Annotated in this window: 16 protein-coding genes and 1 pseudogene; 5 read left to right on the top strand and 12 right to left on the bottom strand. The window is 63.7% G+C overall.

Annotated elements, in window-relative coordinates; all coding sequences use genetic code 11:
- The first annotated feature begins 10 nt into the window (after positions 1 to 10).
- From ABD906_RS12330 to ABD906_RS12315, 4 genes and pseudogenes are all read left to right on the top strand, one after another.
- Positions 11 to 1,543: pseudogene (locus ABD906_RS12330) on the top strand (ABC transporter substrate-binding protein).
- Between the two features lie 54 nt (positions 1,544 to 1,597).
- Complete coding sequence (locus ABD906_RS12325) at positions 1,598 to 2,524, top strand: ABC transporter permease (protein WP_345099704.1); 927 nt, start codon at positions 1,598 to 1,600, stop codon at positions 2,522 to 2,524.
- Between the two features lie 5 nt (positions 2,525 to 2,529).
- A complete protein-coding gene (locus tag ABD906_RS12320; protein WP_345099703.1) occupies positions 2,530 to 3,381 on the top strand; it encodes an ABC transporter permease in 852 nt (283 codons plus the stop codon).
- Positions 3,378 to 5,129, top strand: coding sequence for a M14 family metallopeptidase (locus ABD906_RS12315; protein WP_345099702.1), 1,752 nt, complete (start codon positions 3,378 to 3,380; stop codon positions 5,127 to 5,129). The genes ABD906_RS12320 and ABD906_RS12315 overlap by 4 nt, the downstream gene beginning before the upstream one ends.
- Positions 5,130 to 5,228: 99 nt before the next feature.
- Here the strand turns inward: ABD906_RS12315 and ABD906_RS12310 are convergent, their stop codons facing one another.
- From ABD906_RS12310 to ABD906_RS12295, 4 genes are all read right to left on the bottom strand, one after another.
- Positions 5,229 to 5,654 carry a universal stress protein gene (locus tag ABD906_RS12310; RefSeq protein WP_345099701.1) on the bottom strand — a complete coding sequence of 142 codons (426 nt, stop codon included), beginning with the start codon at positions 5,652 to 5,654 and terminating at the stop codon, positions 5,229 to 5,231.
- 19 nt (positions 5,655 to 5,673) lie between these two features.
- A complete protein-coding gene (locus tag ABD906_RS12305) occupies positions 5,674 to 8,340 on the bottom strand; it encodes a TRAP transporter permease (RefSeq protein WP_345099700.1) in 2,667 nt (888 codons plus the stop codon).
- Between the two features lie 244 nt (positions 8,341 to 8,584).
- Positions 8,585 to 9,565 (bottom strand): TAXI family TRAP transporter solute-binding subunit, encoded by a 981-nt coding sequence (locus ABD906_RS12300; RefSeq protein WP_345099699.1) that lies wholly within the window; start codon positions 9,563 to 9,565, stop codon positions 8,585 to 8,587.
- A gap of 138 nt (positions 9,566 to 9,703) precedes the next feature.
- Positions 9,704 to 11,026 carry an aspartate aminotransferase family protein gene (locus ABD906_RS12295; protein ID WP_345099698.1) on the bottom strand — a complete coding sequence of 441 codons (1,323 nt, stop codon included), beginning with the start codon at positions 11,024 to 11,026 and terminating at the stop codon, positions 9,704 to 9,706.
- A 385-nt stretch (positions 11,027 to 11,411) separates the two neighbouring features.
- On the opposite strand from ABD906_RS12295, the gene ABD906_RS12290 reads away from it, so the two are divergent.
- Positions 11,412 to 12,251 (top strand): beta-keto acid cleavage family enzyme, encoded by an 840-nt coding sequence (locus tag ABD906_RS12290; protein WP_345099697.1) that lies wholly within the window; start codon positions 11,412 to 11,414, stop codon positions 12,249 to 12,251.
- A gap of 42 nt (positions 12,252 to 12,293) precedes the next feature.
- On the opposite strand, the gene ABD906_RS12285 is transcribed toward ABD906_RS12290, so the two are convergent.
- The 8 genes from ABD906_RS12285 to ABD906_RS12250 all read right to left on the bottom strand — a co-directional run bounded on the left by ABD906_RS12285 (position 12,294) and on the right by ABD906_RS12250 (position 20,520).
- Positions 12,294 to 13,016 (bottom strand): ABC transporter ATP-binding protein, encoded by a 723-nt coding sequence (locus tag ABD906_RS12285; protein WP_345099696.1) that lies wholly within the window; start codon positions 13,014 to 13,016, stop codon positions 12,294 to 12,296.
- 1 nt (position 13,017) lies between these two features.
- Positions 13,018 to 13,734: an ABC transporter ATP-binding protein gene (locus tag ABD906_RS12280; protein ID WP_345099714.1), complete on the bottom strand. Its 717-nt coding sequence runs from the start codon at positions 13,732 to 13,734 to the stop codon at positions 13,018 to 13,020.
- Between the two features lie 26 nt (positions 13,735 to 13,760).
- On the bottom strand, positions 13,761 to 14,735 hold the full coding sequence (locus tag ABD906_RS12275) for a branched-chain amino acid ABC transporter permease (protein WP_345099695.1): 975 nt from the start codon (positions 14,733 to 14,735) through the stop codon (positions 13,761 to 13,763).
- Positions 14,732 to 15,610 (bottom strand): branched-chain amino acid ABC transporter permease, encoded by an 879-nt coding sequence (locus ABD906_RS12270; protein WP_345099694.1) that lies wholly within the window; start codon positions 15,608 to 15,610, stop codon positions 14,732 to 14,734. The genes ABD906_RS12275 and ABD906_RS12270 overlap by 4 nt, the downstream gene beginning before the upstream one ends.
- 84 nt (positions 15,611 to 15,694) lie before the next feature.
- The gene (locus ABD906_RS12265) at positions 15,695 to 16,822 is read right to left on the bottom strand and encodes an ABC transporter substrate-binding protein (protein WP_345099693.1); all 1,128 of its coding nucleotides are present in this window, start codon (positions 16,820 to 16,822) and stop codon (positions 15,695 to 15,697) included.
- A 186-nt stretch (positions 16,823 to 17,008) separates the two neighbouring features.
- Positions 17,009 to 17,827, bottom strand: coding sequence for a shikimate dehydrogenase family protein (locus tag ABD906_RS12260; protein ID WP_345099692.1), 819 nt, complete (start codon positions 17,825 to 17,827; stop codon positions 17,009 to 17,011).
- Positions 17,828 to 17,911: 84 nt separating this feature from the next.
- A complete protein-coding gene (locus ABD906_RS12255) occupies positions 17,912 to 18,793 on the bottom strand; it encodes an NAD-dependent epimerase/dehydratase family protein (protein WP_345099691.1) in 882 nt (293 codons plus the stop codon).
- Positions 18,790 to 20,520, bottom strand: coding sequence for an FAD-dependent oxidoreductase (locus ABD906_RS12250; RefSeq protein ID WP_345099690.1), 1,731 nt, complete (start codon positions 20,518 to 20,520; stop codon positions 18,790 to 18,792). Before ABD906_RS12250 ends, ABD906_RS12255 begins: the two co-directional genes overlap by 4 nt.
- Positions 20,521 to 20,623: the final 103 nt, after the last annotated feature.

Raw genomic sequence — 20,623 nt, 5'->3', positions numbered from 1 at the left:
GAGTGAACACATGAAAATCATCAGACGGGGAATTCTGGCGGGACTGTCCGCGCTCGCACTGGGCGCCGTGTCGTTCTCCGCACTGCCTGCATATGCCGAAGGCAAGGTGACGGTTTCCGCGCCGCAGGACGCCGGCAGCTGGGATCCGATCGACACCTTCCTGGTCGCTTGGGCGGCTGTCGCCACCAACATCTATGACGGGCTGACCTACCGCGGTCCGGACATGAAGATCGTTCCCGGCCTTGCCGAGTCCTGGGAAGAGCTGGACAACGGCACGCGCATCCGCTTCAAGCTGCGCGAGGGCGTCAAGTTCCACAATGGCGAGGACTTCAACGCCGAGGCCGTGAAGTTCACCTTTGACCGCCTGCTCGGCGAGGAAGGCGCCAAGGGTCCGCAGCGCTCGAACTACGTCTCGATCGACAGCGTCGAGATCATCGATCCCTACACCGTCGACTTCAAGCTGAAGGCTCCGGATCCGGTGCTGCTCACCAAGCTCGCCGGCTACGGCGCGATGATCGTTCCGCCGAAGTACGTTCAGGAGAAGGGCGAGGAGTTCAACCTGAACCCGGTCGGCACCGGCCCGTTCAAATTCGTCTCCTATGAGCCGAAGGTCGGCATCAAGCTCGAGGCCAACCCGGACTAACGGGGCGGCGCGCCGAAGATCTCCGAGCTTGAGTACCGCTTCATCTCCGAGCCGTCGACCGCAGTCGCTGAGCTGCAGGCCGGCCGCGTCGACATCGTGGTCCCGCCGACCATCCCGATCTCCATGATCCCGGTCATCGAGAGCGATTCGAAGCTCGAGGTCATCAGCATCCCCGGACCGACGGTTGACGCGCTGCGCTTCAACACCCGTGACGGCATCACCGCCGACGTGCGCGTGCGCAAGGCGATCATCATGGCCGTCGACCGCAAGACCATCGTCGACGCGATCCTCTCCGGTCAGGCGTCGGAGATCGTGAGCTTCCAGAGCTCGCTGTCGTTCGGCTACGATCCGGAGCTGAAGGGCCTGCCCTATGATCCGGAAGGCGCCAAGAAGCTTCTCGAGGAAGCGGGCGTTGCGCCGGGCACGGAGTTGCAGATCGACATCCGCAGCAACGACGCGGCCATGAACGAGGTCGCCCAGGCCATCGTGGCCTATCTGGAGGCCGTCGGCCTCAAGGCGACGATCAAGCCCTACGAGACCAGCACGCTGATCTCCGACATCATCCCGCAGGGCAAGACCGGCGCGATGTTCCAGCAGAAGTGGGGCGGCTGGACGTTCGACTACGACAACACGGCTTACGCCATGTACCACAGCGGCGAGCAGTGGAACCCGTATGGCAACGATCCGGTGCTCGACAAGATGCTGGAAGACCAGCGCCCGGTCACCGACCGCGCCGAGCGCGAGAAGATGCTGCAGGCGATCGCCAAGTACGTCGCTGACGAGGCGCTTGAGCTGCCGCTCTACAACACCAACGCGATCTACGGCGTGAACAAGCGTGTGAAGAACTTCCAGGCGGCCCCCGACAACCGCCTGAAGCTCAACGAAATCACCGTCGAGTAACGTCAATCGGAGCGCCGCTTTTTGGCGGCGCTCCCTCACCCGAGGATTGGGACCGTGGCAAGCTATCTGCTCAAGCGAATATTGCAGGCCGTCTTCGTCGTCATCGTCATTACGCTGTTCGTGTCCTATGCCGTGCGGCTGACGGGCGATCCGGCAGTGATGATGTTTGCAGGCGGCGGTGGCTCCATGTCGGAAGCCGATCTCGAACGCATCCGAGCCGCGCTCGGGACAGACAAGCCCTTCTACCAGCAGTATTTCGGTTTCCTGAAGGGACTGGTCACCCTCGACCTCGGCCGCAGCTTCGTGGGCGGCACGCCGGTCTCCACCCTGATTGCCCAGGCGGCCCCGTCGACGCTGAAGCTCGCCTTTGTCTCACTGCTGATCTCGATCGTCATGTCCATCCCGCTCGGCATCTGGGCGGCAGTCTCCAAGGGCAAGGTGGCCGACCAGGTGATCCGCATTTTCTCGCTGATCGGCGTTTCCTTTCCGAACTTCTGGCTCGCCACGATGCTGGTGCTGCTGTTCTCGATCTTCCTCGGTTTGCTGCCGCCGAGCGGCATGACCGGCTTCGAGAGCTACATCATGCCCACGCTCACCATGGGCGTGATCCTGACGGCCACCAATGTCCGCCTCGTGCGCACCGCCATGCTGGAAACGTTGCAGTCGCAATATGTCATGGTCGCGCGTGCCAAGGGCTTGAGCGAGCGGCGCGTGCTCTACAAGCACGCGCTGCGCAACTGCGCCATTCCATTGATCACCTATTTCGGCCTGCAATTCGGCGGCATGCTCGGCGGCCTCGTGGTCATCGAGAAGGTGTTCAGCTGGCCGGGCCTCGGCACCCTCGCCTTCGACGCGGTCAACGCCCGTGACTATCCGGTCCTGCAGGCGGTCATAACCGTGCTGGCGCTGCTGATCGTCGGCGTCAATCTCATCGTCGACATCGCTTACAGCCTTGTCGATCCGCGCATCCGGTTGGAGTAGTACCTATGGCAACAGCCACCGCCCGCCGGGCCCGCTTCAACAATTTCGAGTTCATCTTCGGCGCCTCGCTCACCGCGTTGATCGTCCTGGGCGTGCTCTTCTCCGATGTCCTGTTCCCGGGTGGTGCGGCCAAGGTCGACCTCATGGCGCGCCTGACCAAGCCTTTCACCAGCCTGGCGCATCCCTTCGGCACCGATCCGCTCGGCCGTGACGTGCTGGCGCGTGTTCTCGCCGGCGGTAAGGTCTCGCTGCTCGTCGGCGTCGTCTCGGTGATCGGAGCCGTGATCCTCGGCACCGTACTCGTCCTCGTGGCCGGCTATTTTCGCGGTTTCTGGGACATGCTGCTGATGCGCTTTGCCGACGTGCAGCTCGCCATGCCGTTCATCCTGCTGGCGATGACCTTTGTCGCCATTGTCGGCCCGAGCCTCACCAACACCATCTTCCTACTCATCGTCTCCGAGTGGGTGAAATACGCCCGCCTCGTGCGCGGCCAGATGCTGTCGCTGCGCGAACGCGAGTTCATTCTCTCGGCCAAGGCAATCGGCGTCAGCAACGCCAAGATCATTTTCCAGCACCTGCTGCCCAATCTGGTCGGCCCGGTGATCGTGCTGATGACGCTGAACGTCGCCAACAACATCTTGCTCGAAAGCAGCCTGACATTCCTCGGTCTCGGCATCGACCCGTCGACACCCAGCTGGGGAGGCATGTTGGCCGACGGCCGTACCTACCTGCAGACCGCCTGGTGGGTCAGCGTCTTCCCGGGCCTTGCCATCCTTCTCACCGTCCTGGGCCTCAACCTTCTCGGTGATTGGCTCCGCGACACCCTCGATCCGACAGGACGAAGCTCCAGACCATGACCCTTTCATTGCTTGCTGAACGCACGTTTGAACGCACACTCGACCGCATCATCGCCGAGGCACGGGCCGGCGACGAGTTCGAGGCCTGGGTCTTCGACGACCGCAAGACCCGCAAGACGGCCGAAGAGGCGCTAGCTGCCAAGAGCGTGAAGGCGCGCATCCGCTCGGCATACAAGCCGCTACTGCACGCATTCCTCGAGGAGATCGACCTTGATGGCATTGCCGCGATCGAAGTGCGCTATCCGGTCCACAAGCACGCGCCGAAGAACCGCTTCCGGCTCGAGTGCTATCCGCTCGCGGCCATGGTCGGTGAGCGCAGGATCTGCTTCGTCCAGCGCGAGGACGGTGACTTCCACTACGACGTGCTGCTCACCGGCACCGACAGCTCGGTGCGCGAGGTGCGAGTCTTCGCCCCGAACCGCGTCCACGAGGATCCGGCGGGCGAACCTGCCGTGTCGCCGACGGGCTGGATCCGCCCCGCCGGCGAGGCTGAAGGCGAGCGGCTGGTGACGGACTACGAGCAGGTCTACGCCGCCGCCATGGAGGCGATCGCCGCCCATGACTGGGGAGAAACGGAGCCCTTCTTCCAGGAGCTCAACATCCGCATCGAATACCCGGCGGAGGACGAGCCCCTCCCGGTGGGTGACGAGGTGATGAGCCTGCGCGAGGCCCTGCACGAGGACCTTTACTTCTCCGGCATCGAATTCTTCACCCGCAAGACCGGCCGTGCCTTCACCGACCGCACGTTGCGGCCCGGCCAGATCGTGCCGGAAGTGGTCCAGGGTTCCGGTGAGGTGACGCTCAGGATCGAACTGCGGGATTTCACCACCGATTTCATCCCCTCACCCGACCAGCAGCTCGAGAAGGCCACCGCCCCGCTCTCGGCCGAGCAGATCGCGGCCGAGCTCGCCGCCATCGGCGGCAGCAGCTTCAATGCCTCCGCCCGCTCCGGCCGGCAAATCCGGGCCACCTACGTCGAGGGGACCGATATTCCGGTGATGATCAGCGGCGGCCAGCACGCCAACGAGACAACCGGTGTGGTCGGCGCTCTCAGGGCCGCGCAGATCCTGGCCAAGCGCCCCCGCGCGCACTTCACCGTCGCGCCGAGCGAAAATCCGGACGGCTATGCGCTGCACCAGCGCCTGCGACAGGACAATCCGCGGCACATGTCGCATGCTGCCCGCTACACCGCGCTCGGCGACGATCTCGAGTACCGCAGCGCCGAGAATGCCGGACCTTTCCTGTTCGAGAAGGCAATCCGCCTCGAGGCGAAGGCCAAGACCGGCGCGGCGCTGCACGTCAACCTTCATGGCTATCCCTCGCACGAGTGGACGCGCCCGCTTTCCGGCTATATTCCGCGCAATTTCTCCATGTGGATGGTGCCGAAGGGCTTTTTCCTGGTGGTCCGCTATCACAATGGCTGGGACAAGCCGGCGCGCGCGCTGACGGATGCCGTCACCCGCCGTCTGGCTCAAATTCCGGGCCTCATCGAGATGAATGCGAAGCAGATCGCCCTGTTCGAAACACACGCGGGAGAGACAGGCTTCGAGATGGTCAACGGCTTCCCGTGCCTCATTTCAGAGGACGAGCGCGGCATCGTGCCGGTGACGCTCATCACCGAGTATCCGGACGAGACCATCTACGGCGAGGCCTTCATTGCCGGCCACACCGCCCAGTGCGAGACGGTTCTTGCCGCCTATGAGGCCTGGCAGGAAATCATGAAGGAAAGCGGAGCGGCCATCGCCTGAGGTCAGTCATCCTCGCCGCCGGCCCGCCATTCCGGCAGGCCCGGCACTGATCCAGCGGCCTGAGCGCCCGCGCTTCAGGCCGCTTTTCTTTCCGAGGGTCTATCTTACAACGTAAACCGACACCTTGGCGTGGCGGGCGACACGGGCGGCGTTCGGGCCCAGCAGATAATCCTCGGGTCCAGGCGTTGCCGCGGACATCACGATCAGATCCGCCTTGCAGACGTCGCCATAGTGCAGGATCTCGCGGTAGATCGAGCCGTGGGCCACGATGTGGCGATGCCGAACCTCCTTCGGAACATGTTGCTTGGTGAACTCGTGGAGCGCGACATTCGCGCGCTCCAGAGCCTGTTTCTCATGATCCTTCGGGAAGAAGCCTCCGACGAGCGAGAAGCCGAAGTCCGGCACCACCGTCAGCACGTGAAGGTTGGCGCCGGTCATTCTCGCGAGTTCGACGGCGGTGTTGATGGCTTTCGTTTCCGCCTCCGCCTTGCCCAAGTCCACCGAAACCAGAATGTTCTTGTACATGGCATCACTCCCTGGGCTCCTAGACGGCCTTTGGATTGCCGGCAAGCGTTCCACCACGCCGACGCTGCGACCAAACCACCAGCGCCAGAAGCAGCACGGCGGGGATGTAGAAGACCTCGCGGGGCATGCGATCCGCGCTCACCTCCACCTCTGACACCCGCACCGGTTCGTCGGCATAGAAGTCGAAGTCCGAGAGCGCCCGGCCGGCGAGGCTGTTGAGGTCCATCGGCTCCTCGAGCGTGATGGTGTCACCTTCGATCTGCATGACGAGGCCGGTGGACTTTTCCAGACGAATGTCACCGGGCTCGCCCGCAGGTCCGAGGCTGAAGGACATGGTCCGCTCGCGGGTCAGGTCCGGATTGCTGAACGACTGTCCCACGACCTTGAGGCGGATCTCCGCATTGTCCGGCTCGGCTGCCACCGTCTCATACAGATTTCGCGGCTCCACCATCTGGAACGGCGGCTGGACCAGATCGAGGAAGAATCCGGGGCGCAGAAGCAGGAAGGTGACGAGCAGCAGTGCCACCGTCTCCCAGATGCGGTTGCGCGCCATGAAAAAGCCCTGCGTTGCCGCTGCGAAGATCAGCATCGCCACCGTTGCCAGGCAGAAGATCCAGATGCCGCCCAGGAAGCTCACGTCAATGAGCAGAAGATCCGTGTTGAACACGAAGATGAAGGGCAGCAGGACCGTGCGCAGCGAGTAGAAGAAGGCCACGAAACCGGTCCGGATCGGATCGCCGCCGGAGACGGCCGCCGCCGCAAAGGAGGCAAGGCCGACGGGTGGCGTCACGTCCGCCATGATGCCGAAGTAGAAGACGAACATGTGCGCTGCAATCAGCGGGATCAGCACGCCGTTCGCGGTACTCACCTCAACGATCACAGGCGCCATCAGCGACGACACGACGATGTAGTTCGCCGTCGTCGGCAGGCCCATGCCAAGGATCAGGCTGATGATCGCCGTGAACACAAGGATGAGGAAGATGTTGCCGCCGGACAGGAGTTCCACGAACTCCGCCATCACCTGGCCGATGCCGGTGAGGGTGACCGTGCCGACAATGATGCCGGCGGCCGCCGTGGCACAGGCGATGCCGATCATGTTGCGGGCGCCGGCGATGAGACCGGCCACGAGATCATCAAAGCCCTCGCGCAGCGCAGCCATCTGCTGCGAGCTCTGAAGACCGCGGAACAGCGCCTTGAGGGGTTTCTGCGTGAGGACCACCACGATGAGCAGCAGCACCGCGTAGAAGGCGGACTGTCCCGGCGAGCGGCGTTCGACCATGAGGAACCAGACCAGCACAAACAGCGGCAAGAGATAGTGCAAGCCCGTCTTGATGACGTCCTTGACGAGCGGCAGCTCCACGACGGGGGCATTCGGATCGTCCAGTTCGAGATCCGGCTGCCGCGCGGCGTACCACATGAGGCCCAGATAGACCCCAAGCAGCAGCACGATCAGCACCGGTCCCGACGCGTCAGGCATCAGCATCCGCACGAACATGATGAAGTAATAGGCCGCTCCGGCAAGGATGATGACCGAGGCTGCGACGATGCCAAAGCGCAGGAGCGACTGCACACCGGTGGTCTGCACGCGCTTCGGCAGCACGGGCATGTCGTTGCGAACCGCCTCCAGGTGCACGAGGTAGAGCAGCGCGATGTAGGAGACGACCGCCGGAAGGAAGGCGTGCTTGATAACCTGGATGTAGGGGATACCGATGTATTCCACCATCAGGAAGGCGGCAGCGCCCATGACCGGCGGCATGATCTGGCCGTTCACGGAGCTCGCCACCTCGACCGAACCGGCCTTTTCGGGCGTGAAGCCCACGCGCTTCATGAGCGGGATGGTAAAGGTGCCGGTGGTGACCACGTTGGCGATGGACGAACCGGAAATCAGGCCGGTCATCATCGATGAAAGCACGGCCGCCTTGGCCGGTCCGCCGCGCAGGTGTCCGAGCAGGGCAAAAGCCAGTTTGATGAAGAAGTTGCCCGCGCCCGCGCGGTCCAGCATGGAGCCGAACAGCACGAACAAGAAGACGAATGCTGATGACACGCCCAGAGGCACGCCGAATACACCGCCGGTGGATAGCCACATCTGGTCCATCGCGCGGCCGAAGGACGCTCCGCCCCAGCGGATCACCTCAGGCAGCCAGGATGACGAGCCGAAAAAGACATAGGCGAGGAAGACAAGGGCGACGACGGACAGGGGCGGACCGAGGGCGCGCCGCGTCGCTTCCAGCAGGAAGATGATGCCCAGGCCAGCAACGACGAGGTCCTGCGTGATCGGCAGGCCCGGCCTACGGGCAAGTTCGGCGTAGAACACGCTGATGTAGAGCGCGGTGCAGGCGGCCAGGATCGCGAAAATCCAGTCCTGGACCGGCACCCGGTCGCGCGGGCTGCTGGCCAGCGCCGGATAGGCCATGAAAGCAAGGAACAGGCCGAACGCCAGGTGGATCGACCGCGTCTGCGTGTCGTTCAGCACCAGCGGCAGGCCGGTGAGGCTGCTCAGCGTGAACGGCAGGGGAGACGCGATGTAAAGCTGGAACAGCGACCAGCAGAGCGCAACTCCAGAAATCACCCATGCGGCATATCCAACCGGCTTTCTTGCTCCAGTATCGGTCGCCGCCACAAGATCCTGCAATTCGGCTTCGCTCAGAGGCGCCGTCGAGCCAGGTTTGCCGTTCTCAACTGCCATCGGGTTCCCCTCCCCGGTACTCGATTGGAGAAAAAGTCGAGGACACCGCCTCAGGCTCATCCCGAAATTCAGACCGGGAATGAGCCGGGGCTTTCCGGCCCCGGCAGCCGGCGGAAATACGCCGGGCCCAAACCGCTCCGGAATACGCCCTCACTGCTAGGCGGCGCCGCGCTCAAGCGCGCGGCGCGCGATGGGCAGAAGCACAACCGTTTCCCAACGGGCCCTGCTCCCGCCCGCGGCAGGCTTACTTCAGCCAGCCCTTCTCCTTGTAGTAGGCCTCAGCAGCGGGATGCAGCGGCGCGGAATTGCCCTGGTTGACCATGCTCTCGGGGGTCAGGTTGGCAAGCGCCGGATGCAGGCCCTTGAATGCCTCGAAATCCCGGAACACCGAATCCACGAACGCCCGCACGACATCGTCCGGCACATCGGCGGAGGTGACGACCGTGGCGCCCACGCCGAACGTGTTCACGTCGTCCGGATTGCCATTGTACATGCCGCCCGGGATGACCGCCTTGAAGTAGTAGGGGTTCTCCTCGACCAGACGGTCGATGAGTTCGCCCTCAACCGGGATGATCCTGGAATCACAGGTGGTCGTGGCCTCCTGGATCGCGCCCGCGGGATGGCCGACGGTATAGGCGAAGGCATCAATGTTGTTATCGCAAAGCTGCGAGCTCTGCTCGGCCGGAGCCAGCTCGGCTGCCAGCGCGAAATCCGAATACGACCAGCCCTTCTCGTTGATCAGCAGATCCATCACCGCGCGCTGGCCGGAACCAGGGTTGCCGATGTTGACGCGCTTGCCCTTGAGGCTGTCGAAGTCGGTGATGCCGGAGTCTGCGCGCGCAACGATCGTCAGAGGTTCGGGATGAAGCGAGAAGACCGAGCGGAGTTTCTCATGCGGGCCGCCCTCGGCGAAGCCCCCCTCACCATGATAGGCATTGTACTGCACGTCAGACTGGACGACGCCGAATTCCAGGTCACCGCCCTTGATGGCGTTGACGTTGAAGACCGAACCGCCCGTGGACTCAACGGAGCAACGGATGCCGTGCTCGCGGCGGGTCTGGTTCATCAGACGGCAGATGGCTCCACCAACGGGATAGTACACGCCGGTCACGCCGCCCGTTCCGACGGAAATGAAGCGCTGCTCCTGAGCCGAGGCCGTGCCTGTCATCAGCGACCCAACCATGGCCGCAGCCAGTCCAGCTCCGAGAAGTACGTGTCTTTTCATGCAACTCACTCCCTGTTTGGTACGAAAATGTTCCCGTCAGCGCCAGCTCCCGTGCACAGAGCTCGCTTCTGGCGAATGATTGATATTAACGCAAATCGGCGAAGCTTACTCCCCCCGATTGCTTCATCGTATGTCCGACTACCCGATCACCGCGTCGACGGCCTCGCCAAGCCGCTCCACGATGCGGTCGATATCCTCCGGCTTGACGATGAAAGGCGGCGCAAGAAGCACGTGATCGCCCCGCGCCCCGTCAATGGTTCCTCCCATCGGATAGACCATGAGGCCACGCGCCATCGCCTCCTTCTTGATCGCCGCATGAACCTTGCGCGCGGGAGCGAAGGGGCGTTTGGTCGCCCGATCCTCGACCAGTTCGATGGCCCGGAACAGTCCGCGTCCGCGAATGTCGCCGACATGGTGGTGGTTGCCGAAACGGGCCCGCAGGCGCTCGTCCAGCAGGTCGCCCATCGCCCTGACATTGGTGAGAAGGTTGTCGCCCCGGATGGTTTCAAGAACCGCAACCGCGGCAGCCGCCGCCATCGGATGGCCCATGTAGGTGTGGCCATGCTGGAAGAAGCCCGAACCGGCCCTGATTGCATCATAGATCTTTCCGGACACCATCACCGCGCCTATCGGCTGGTAGCCGCCGCCCAGACCCTTGGCAATGGTCATCAGGTCGGGGGCGATGCCCTCCTGCTCGCAGGCGTGAAGCGAGCCCGTGCGCCCCATGCCGCACATCACCTCGTCCAGGATCAGCAGGATGCCGTAGCGGTCGCATATCTCGCGGATCCGCCGGAAATAGTCGGCAACGGGCGGTACCGCGCCCGCCGTTGCGCCGACCACGGTCTCCGCCACGAAGGCCAGGACCGTGTCGGGCCCAAGTTCAAGGATCTTTTCCTCGAGCGCGCCGGCAGCACGGGCTGCATACTGCTCGTCCGTCTCGCCCTCCTCCCTGAAGCGGTAGGAAAAGCAGGGGTCGATGTGATGCGTCTCGATCAGCAGGGGGCGGAACTGCTGGCGCCGCCACTCGTTACCGCCCGTGGCGAGAGCGCCAAGCGTGTTGCCATGATAGCTCTGGCGGCGCGCAATGATATGGCGCCGCTGCGGCTGACCGATCTCAACGAAATACTGCCGCGCCATCTTCAGCGCCGCTTCCACCGCCTCCGAGCCTCCTGAGACCAGATAGACGTATTCAAGACCTTCCGGCGCATCCTCGATCAGCAGCTCGCCGAGCCGCTCGGCCGCTTCGGTCGTGAAGAAGGAGGTGTGCGCGTAGGCCACCGCCTCCATCTGCCGGCGCATCGCGTCCAGGACCGCCGGATGACCATGACCAAGGCAGGAAACGGCCGCGCCGCCGGACGCGTCAATGTAGGCACGTCCGTCCGCATCAAAGATCTCGATGCCACGGGCAGAGGTTGCGACAGGTGGCGTTGAAAGGAGAGAACGATGCATCAAGCGCGTCATGCGGCGCAGACCTTCCTACTTGCACAAACTGTATTCGGAAAAATTGAAACCGTGGCTCCTGCCTGCCACGGCAGCCGGTCACGACCGAGCCTGCCACGCGAAATATCCGGGCGGCCTGCCGGTACCGCACAAATCCTGTTGGTTCTGGAGGAACCGCACGGACGAGCCTTTTCCCGTCCTGCCGCGGCCAGCTGCTGGCAGCCGGTGCGCATACCCGGACAACGCCGATTTACAAGACCACTAACGAACATAAAGTCCTGCACGGGTTTGATGGGCAAGTCCTCCATGGCTAGAGGCTAGCCTTCGCGCATGACCAATGCAATACCAGTTTCGCAATTGCAAATCGCATGAAATATGAGCGTGAAGTCCACCTGAGGAAAACCCGATGCAGCACACCCCAGACAGCCTTCCGCCGGTTCCCATCGCTGTAGCACCGAACGGCGGGCGGCGCACGAAGGCCGACCATCCGGCTCTTCCCATGACACCTGAGGAGCTGGCGCGGACCGCTGCCGAATGCCTGGATGCGGGGGCCGCGATGATTCACGTCCATGTGCGTGACCGGGACGGAAAGCATCTTCTGGATGCGGAAGCCTACAGGCAGGCGATCGGGGCGATTCGCGCCGAGGTCCGCGACCGCCTGGTCATTCAGATCACGACGGAGGCGCTGGGCCAGTACGGCCCTGACCAGCAGATGGAGGTCGTACGCGCCGTCCGTCCGGAAGCGGTGTCACTTGCCCTGCGGGAGGTGCTGCCATCGTCCTCGGGGGAAGCGACGCTGGCCGGCTTCCTGCAATGGCTGAAGATGGAGCGGATCGCCCCCCAGTTCATCCTCTATGATCCATCCGAGGCCCTTCTGCTCGACGACCTGCGAAAGCGCGGGGTGGTCCCCTACGAGGAGCCGCCGGTTCTCTATGTGCTGGGCCGCTACACCGTGAACCAGACCTCCCTGCCACGCGACCTGCTGCCGTTCCTGGCAGAGGGACAGCCACGCTTCCCCCGCTTCATGGTCTGCGCCTTCGGCCGCTTCGAGGCGGACTGCACGGTTGCGGGGGCCCTTTTCGGCGGAGGCCTTCGGGTGGGCTTCGAGAACAACCTGTTCCTGCCTGATGGCCGCATGGCCGACGGCAACGGGGATCTCGTGGCGACGGTGGCCGCATCGCTGAAGGGGCTGGGAATTCCGCGCATGACGGGCGAAGAGCTGAGGCAGGACTGGGCAACTCTCTAGAATGCCTGCCTCATCGGCTCATGGACCTCAGCAAGCCCCCTCCTAGACTGTCTCCTCGACATGGCCGCCGAGGAACAGCTGGCCGACGCGCGGATCCTTGAGCAGCTTGTCAGCCCTGTCGTGCATGCGGGTCTGGCCGAGCTCCAGAACGATCCCGTAGTCGGACATGGCGAGCGCTGCCTTGGCGTTCTGCTCGACCATGAGGATCGTCACGCCCAGGTCGCGCAGGCGGATCAGTGTCTGGAACACCTCCTGCACGATATTGGGCGAAAGGCCGATGGAAGGTTCGTCGATCAGCATCAGTTTGGGATCGAGCAGCAGGGCGCGGGCGACCTCGAGCTGCTTCTGCTGGCCGCCGGAAAGTTCGATCGCCTTGCGATCCTTGAACTCGCGCAGGATCTGGAACTGGTCCATCACCTCTTCGATGCGGCGCTTGACCCTGGCCTGGTCGCGGGACGTGATGCCGCCCAGCTCCAGATTGTGGTAGACCGACAGCTGCGGCACCACGTTGCGGCCCTGCGGCACGTAGGTGACACCGCGCGCGATCATCTCCGCGGGCGTGCGGCGCGTCACGTCCTCGCCGTCCAGCAGGATCTGGCCGGAATGGATGCTCAGCAGGCCGAAGATCGCCTTGAACACCGTCGACTTGCCCGCGCCGTTCGGTCCGATGATCGTGGTGATCGACGCCTTCGGGATCGTGAAGCTGGTCCCGTTCAGAATGGTGATCCGGCCATATCCGCCGGTTACGTCGCGCAGTTCCAGCATGTCAGCCTCCCAGATAGGCGTCGATGACCGTCTGGTTTGACCGGATCTCCTCCGGCTTGCCCTCGGCGATAATCTCGCCCTGCGCCAGCACGATAATCCGCGTGCAAAGCGACATGACGAATTCCATGTTGTGCTCGATGACCACGAAGGTCGTACCGTGCTCGCGGTTGTAGGTTTGCAGTCGTTCCTTGAGATGGGCGAGCATGGTGAGGTTGACGCCGCCCGCTGGCTCGTCCAGCAGCACGATGTCCGGCCCGGCCATGAAGGCCATCGCCGCATCGACCAGTTTCTGCTGGCCGTAGGAGAGCGATCCCGCCTCGGTGTCCCGGTAGGGCGTCAGGCGGAAAAACTCGATGAGCTGCTCAGCCTTTTCCGTGAGACCTGCATCCGACGGGCCGAACAGGCGGGAGAACATGGTTCCCACGTGCTCCTGACCGGCCAGAATGACGTTGTCGAGCACGGTCATCTTCGGGAAGACGGAGAGCTGCTGGAACGTGCGTCCCACGCCCATCAGCGAAAGATCGGCGGGCCGCACTCCATCGGTAGACCTGCCCTTGATCTCGCAATGGCCGCTCGTGGGCTTGAGCTGCCCGAGGATGCAGTTGAAAAGCGTGGACTTGCCGGAGCCGTTGGGCCCGATCAGGCCGAGGATTTCGCCCCTTTTCACGTCGAAGCTCACGTTGTTCACGGCGCGGATGCCGCCGAAATGCTTCGACATGTTGCGTACAGAAAGAATGGTTTCCGTCACAGCTGCACCCCCTGCTGCAGATCACGGCGAGCCTCGTAGCCCGGCCTCAGCCGGTTGTAGATCTTCTGGCCGAGTCCGATCAGACCGCCCGGGGAATAGACCATGAGGACGATCACGGCCGTGGCATAGATGATGAGATAGTAGCCCTCGGTGAAGCGCAGCGTCTCGGGAAGCAGGATAACGATAGCCGCACCCAGCATGGGCCCGAAGAAGTAGCCTGCACCGCCCACGACGACCATGAGCAGGATCTTCAGCGAGTGGATGAGCCCGAAGCTGCCCGGCTCGATGAACTGCACCAGCGGCGACTGCACGGCGCCCGCCAGACCGCCGAAGGCGGAGCCGATGGCGAAGGCGAGCAGGGTCTGGCGGCGGATCTTCAGGCCGAGGCTCTCTGCTCGGATCGGATTCTCGCGGAGCGCTTTGAAGGCCCGTCCCCAGGGCGAGCGCAGGATCCACCAGAGCGCGCCGGCCGCGATCAGGAAACAGACGAGCGTGACATAGTAGAACTGCAGGTTCTTGGCGGTCGAGACGCCAAAGAAGCTCGGGCGCGGCATGCCAACCAGGCCGAACGAGCCGCCGGTAATCTCCTCCTCGTTGCGGAAGACGAGAAAAAGCAGCGTGTTGAAGGCAAGCGTCACGAAGGCAAGGAAGTGGTTCTGGACGCGGAGCGCCGGATAGCCGAGCAGCAGGCCGATGACGAAGCAGGCCGAGACGGAAGCCACCACGGCGACTGCCCAGTGGATGCCGGCAAGCGTCATCAGGGCTGTGATATAGGCTCCGATGCCCATGAAGCCAGCTTGTGCGAGCGAAACCTGACCGGCATATCCGAGCGTCAGGTTGAGGCCCATCGCGGCGATCGAGAACATGAGCCAGGATGACAGGATGTAGATGATGTAGTTGCCCTGGCCCAGCGGAGCCACGAAGAGGGCGACAATGCCAGCGGCGATGAGGAAAAGCTTGAGCGGGGTCATACCGTGCGTCCCTCCGCAGTTCCGAGAAGGCCCTGCGGGCGAAGGAGAAGGATCATGATGAGCAGGATCAGAGGAATTGCCGAGCGGTACTGGGCCGAGATGTAGACCGCAGAAAGGTTATCCAGCACCCCGATCAGGAGACCGCCCACCAGCGCGCCGCGGATCTGATTGAAGCCGCCCACGATGGCTGCGGTGAAGGCGACGACGCCGAGCGTCTCGCCATTGGAGAACTTGGCGAGATAGATCGGAGAGATCAGGACGGAGGCGACCGTGGCCAGCGCGGCGTTGATGAGGAAGGTGTACATCACCATTCGCTTGATGTTGACGCCAAGAATTTCCGCCACCTGCGGGTTCTGTGCCGTTGCCTGCATGCAGCGCCCCGTGCGTGTGCGGTTCAGGAACAGCTGCAGGCCGCCAATGACGAGCATCGACACGATGAGGTTGCCGACATCCTGCATGGACACGCTCACGCCGGCGATCTGGTGCACGGTCTGCGGGAAGACAGGCGGGAAGGGCTGGGCGGTCGCGCCATAGAATTCCTTCACGCTTTCCTTGAGCAGGAGACCGAGGGCGATGGTGGCGATGACCAGCGGCAGCGTCCCGTGGGGCAGCATCGGCTCCACGATCAGCTTCTTGAACAATACGCCGAGAATGAGAAGCGACACCACCAGCGCGAACAGCACCGACGGCCACATAGGCATTCCCAGAACGGTCATCCCGACCAGCACGAAGAAGGCGGGCAGCATGACAAACTCGCCCTGCGCGAAGTTGATGGTCTGGGATGCCTGCCACAGGAGCGTGAAGCCCACCGCCGCCAGGGCGTAGATCGACCCTGCAGCCAGGCCCGATAGGATGAGCTGAAGGAACTCAGTCATTAGCGTCCTCGTAGAGGGCGTTGATATTGATTGCCGTTCTTCGGAACCGGCCGGCGGCAAGGCCGCCGGCCGGCCTGCCGGTCCTTAGTTCGGCGGGAGGATAGCCTTGACGGTCTGCTTGCCGTCTTCGACCACGACGAAGAAGCTCTCGCGGGACATCTCGCCGGTGTCATCCCAGCTGGTCGTCATCAGGATGCCGGGGCATTCCTCGACCGACAACGTGAGCCCGTGCATCTTCTCCACGAAGGCCTCGCGGTCGAACTTGCCGATCTGCTCGGTCACGCACTTGATGGTCCAGGCGGCGGTGTAGCCCTTGATGGCGTTATGATCCGGCGTGTACTTGTACTTGATCTTGAAGCGGTCCACCATCTCGGTGATGGCCGGAACGCCGGCATCAGCCGACAGGCCCACGTGGCCCATCGCACCATTGGCTGCATCACCGGCCAGTTCGATCACCTTGGCGCCGATCAGGGTCGTCTCGCCGATCATCGGCAGGCCAATCGACTGCTTCTGCGCCTCTCGCAGGAAGCGGGCGCTCTCTTCTTCCGTCAGGTAGACGAAGACGGCGTCGGCGCCGGAGTTCTTGGCCTTCACCACGTCGGCCGAAAAGTCGGTCTGGGCCTGCTCGGTGGGAATGTCGGCAACGATCTCGAAGCCATAGACCTTGGCCTGCTCGATGAAAGCGTCATAGCCGCCCTTGCCGAATTCGGTGTTCGCCCAGACGAGAGCAACCTTCTTGATGCCCATCTCCTCAGCCATGTACTTGGCCACCTTCGGCATGCCCTTCTGGGAGCCGAACGCGGTGCGGAAGATGTACGGATTGCCCTTCTGGACGATCGACGGCGCCTCGGAGCCGGTGAACTGCGGAATGCCGGCCTGCTGGGCGACCAGCATGTTCACCACGGTCGAGGACGAGAACACCGTGCCGGTGATGGCATAGACGCCGTCGTCAATGGCACGCTGCACCATCGCGCGGCTGACCTGCGGATCAGTCTGGCTGTCATACTCAAGGAGTTCCACCTTCTCGCCGAGAATGCCCCCGGCAGCGTTGATCTCCTCGAAGCCCATCTTCACGCCGTCATGGAAGTTGACACCCGCGGCAGCGCCGGGGCCGGAAAGCTCGACGATCGAGCCGATTTTCACATCAGCAGAAGCGGTCGCGGCCGACAGAGCGAGTGCGGCGGCCGTGGTGGCCAGTAATTGTTTCAGCATTTCATTCCTCCCATATCCCCGGATATTCCTCGAGCTGCATCCGCGACCATCCGGACACCGCGAGCAGCAGGCTTCTCAGCCCTCCCGAAACTGCCGCAGACCACTGACCATTGCCCTTCGCGTGACGGGGCCTCCCGATCGTCTTGCCTGCGCCAGAACGCGCCTCCCTTGCGGGATCACAGTTCTCTAATCAGCTATCTCCAGTTTCCGTACGCCCATCAGCAGCTCGGCGAGCAGAACCGCCTGGGCGCTGAACATTCCAGATCCCGGCATTGTTGCGCAACCGATCTTTCGCGCGGCCGCGATCAGCGGGGTGATCGCGGGCTTGGTGACGACATCGCCGACGAACTGTTCGGGAACCAGCAGATCCACATCTACCGGGAACGGATCGCCCTCCCTCATCCCCAGGGGTGTCGCGTTCGCAACCAGAGCAACGCCCCTCGGATCCGGGCTCCCTGCCCGCACGCGGCCCGGGAAAAAGACCTTGAGACGCTCGATCAGCGTGTCCCTACGGACCGCGTCGATGTCGTGGATGGCAAGTTCCGTGGCGCCGCGCGCCAGGATCTCGTAGGCGATCGCCGATCCGGCGCCGCCTGCGCCCACCAGCAGGGCGGGCTTGCCGGAAACGTCGAAGCCTTCCGCCGCAACACCATCCATGAAACCTTGGCCGTCGGTGGCGTCGCCCAGCCATCCGTCCCTGTCGCGGATCATGATGTTGACCGCTCCCGCGGCGCGGGCCCGTGCGGTAACGCGTGTACAGTGGCTGAAGCACGGTCCCTTGTGCGGGACAGTGACGATGATGCCGTCGCAGTTGCGCAGGGCACCGGCCTGGTCCAGCCATGCGCTCAGGTCTTCCGGCAGGATGTGCGCGGGGACAACAATGCCGTTGAAACCGCGGTCTGCCATGATCTGGCTGAGAGACGCAGGCGACTTCACCTGGCCGATCGGATGGCCGATAATCGGGAAGACCTTCGTTTCCCCGTCGATCCTGAGCGGAGCGGTCATGCTTTTTCTCCCGCTTCAGCCTGAATGGAGGCGGCACGGTGCGAGCTGGCCGCCCCGTCGGGACGCCAGTGTGCCGGTAGGGTGCTAAAGTGCACGGGCTCTCTCCCTGAGCTCGGTTAAAGCTTGCGATATTCCGTCCGCGATCGGAGTCACGGGATGGCTGCCAAGATCCGGCGGAACCGGATCAGAGGTGAGATCAGCCGGGATGCGAAGCGGAGCGCCCTCGATGGTGATCTCGCTCCACCCCGTCTGGCGCGCGAGCTCGGCCACGAAGTCCTCCATGGCATGGGTATCCCCGGCCATCGTGAGCACGCGGGCCCCGGACAGACCGCCACTGACAGCGGCGGCCAGTAGGCGGGCAACATCTCCCACGTAAACAAAGCCGACACGCCCGGAAAAGCGGATGGTCGCCGGCTCCCTGCGGAGCGCTGCAGCGATTGCGATCGACGGACCAGCCGCGATCCCCGAACTGATGCCGGGCCCATAGACGATGTAGGGGCGCAGCCCGAGGCTCGGAACCTGGTGGTCCAGCCAGTAAACACGCGCGATACCTTCGACGGCGAGCTTGGTAACCCCGTAAATGGACATGGGCAGGGGATGGACCGCATCGTCCGGTCCGTACACGCCCGCCGTGCTGAGATAGGCAACCGGCAGTCGGCGTTGGCGCGCAGCCTCGAAGACATTGACGCTGCCCATCACGTTTACCTGCGCACCCAGCACCGGATCGCGGGCGCAATCGACCGTCATCAGACCGGCGAGATGCACGATCGCATCGCAGCCTTCCACCGCAGCCGACACCGCCTTCGCATCGGTCACGTCACCCGCGACGACCTCCACGCCGGCAGGAAGCGCCTCCTGCCGCGGCTTGAGGTCGAAGACGCGGACCCCGTGGCCGGCCGCCATCAGCCGGGCGATGGTCGGTTGCCCAACAAAGCCACTTCCGCCGGTGACGAGAACCTTGCTCATGCTGCCTCGCTCCGCCGGGACGCGCCGGCCCGGGCCGCCGCGTGGCGCGCTGCGATTGCACCGAAGACGATGGCAGGGCCGATGGTGATGCCGGGGCCGGGATAGACGCCTCCCATGATGGACTGCAGGTCGTTGCCGCAGGCGTAGAGCCCCTCGATGACCGAACCGTCGCGACGCAGCAGCCGGGCATTCTCATCCCCGACAAGACCCATCGCCGATCCGATGTCGCACGGCCAAAGTTGGACGGCGTAGAACGGAGGCGTCTCAAGCTTGCCGAGCGTCGGGTTCGGCCCGTGGGAGGGATCGCCGTTGACCCTTTGGTAGACGGTGGTGCCGCGTTGGAAATCCTCGTCCACGCCGGTCTCGGCATAGCGGTTCATGCGGGCGACGGAGTCCTTCAGGCCATCGGCGTCGATGCCGAGCTTGCCGGCCAGCTCCTCGAGAGTCGCGCCCTCCGTCAGATAGCCATCGGCGAGGAACGGTCTGATGTCCGAACCGCCCGGCCGGATCATGCCCATGCCGTACTTCGCGAGCGCGCGGGAGTCGGCGATCAGGTAGACGGGAATGTGCGAGCCGTCGCGGTTTACCGCAAACTGCGCCGCGCCGAACAGATGGTAGCTGGTGGATTCGTTCACGAAGCGGCGGCCGTCGCGGCCGACGGCGATGATACCCGGCTTCGATCGATCCAGAACGAAGTGCGGGAAAACCGCCATGGTTCCGTCCGGCCTGCGGCGGATGGAGCAGGGGGCCCAGAAGCAGGGCTGTGCGGCTTCCTCGCCGTGATGGGCGCCGAGCTCGAAGGCAAGGTCGTGCAGTGCGCCGGTGTGACCCGGCGCCGAAGGACTGTACTCCGGCACCGGATGGGGCAGCTTTTCCTGCCGCATCCTGGGATGCCGGGCAAAGCCGCCAGAAGCCAGGACGATTCCGCCCGCCACGGCGATGTCGCGCGACTCCCCATTCTGGCGGAGGGTCAGTCCGGTGACGGCCCCATTCTTAGAGCGCAACGCAACGGTTTCCGTCTCCGTCAGGATATGCACGCCCAGGCGCAGCGCCGACGCGAGCATGCGGCCGATCAGGGCATTGCCCATGACAAGACGCGTATCGCGCCCGTAGCGCAGGCGGGAGATATAGTACTTGCCGATGAGCTTGGCGGAGTAAACGGTCGACTCAAGCGACTTGCCTATCTTGAGAAGATGGGGAATGTCGTCACGGTCGATCATCATGCCGCCAAGGATGGTGAATTCCGGAATGGGCGGGCGGATCAGCTTGAGTGCATCTCCCAGGGAACGCGCATCGAACGGCTCCGGCTCCAGCGCACGACCGCAAGCGGTCGACCCTTCCAGTTCGGAGAGATAATCCGGATGCAGCGGTCGCGGGCGGAACTTCATCTCGGTCCGTCGCTCGAGTTCAGCGACCACGCCGGGCCCAGCCTTGAGGAAAGCTTCCCGCATCGCGCGTGGCGCTCGGTTGCCGACAGCATTGTCGAGGTATCCCAGAACCTTGTCGTAGCTGTCCTCCGCGCCGACCGTCCTGGCGTGATGCGTCAGCGGTATCCACGTCGTGGCAGCGGAAAAGGCGGACGTACCTCCCAGATATTCAGTGCGCTCGACAAGCAGCACCCTGGCGCCTTCCAGCGCCGCGAACACCGCGGCCGACATGCCGCCCGCGCCGGCTCCCAGCACAACAACATCATAGCTGTCCGCGGCATGACGCAATCCGCGATTCATGAGCTCCTCCTTAGCCGGCCTCTCCTCCGGACCGGAGAACCATGACAAAAAATGGAAACCGTTTCAAGAATAAAAAGTGCTTCCGTTTTGTCGGAAAACCGTT

The organism is Chelativorans composti, assembly GCF_039541695.1.
Classification (GTDB): Bacteria; Pseudomonadota; Alphaproteobacteria; order Rhizobiales; family Rhizobiaceae; genus Chelativorans; species Chelativorans composti.
Note: the sequence above shows the minus strand (reverse complement) of the source record. Positions and strands in the feature narration are given on the sequence as shown.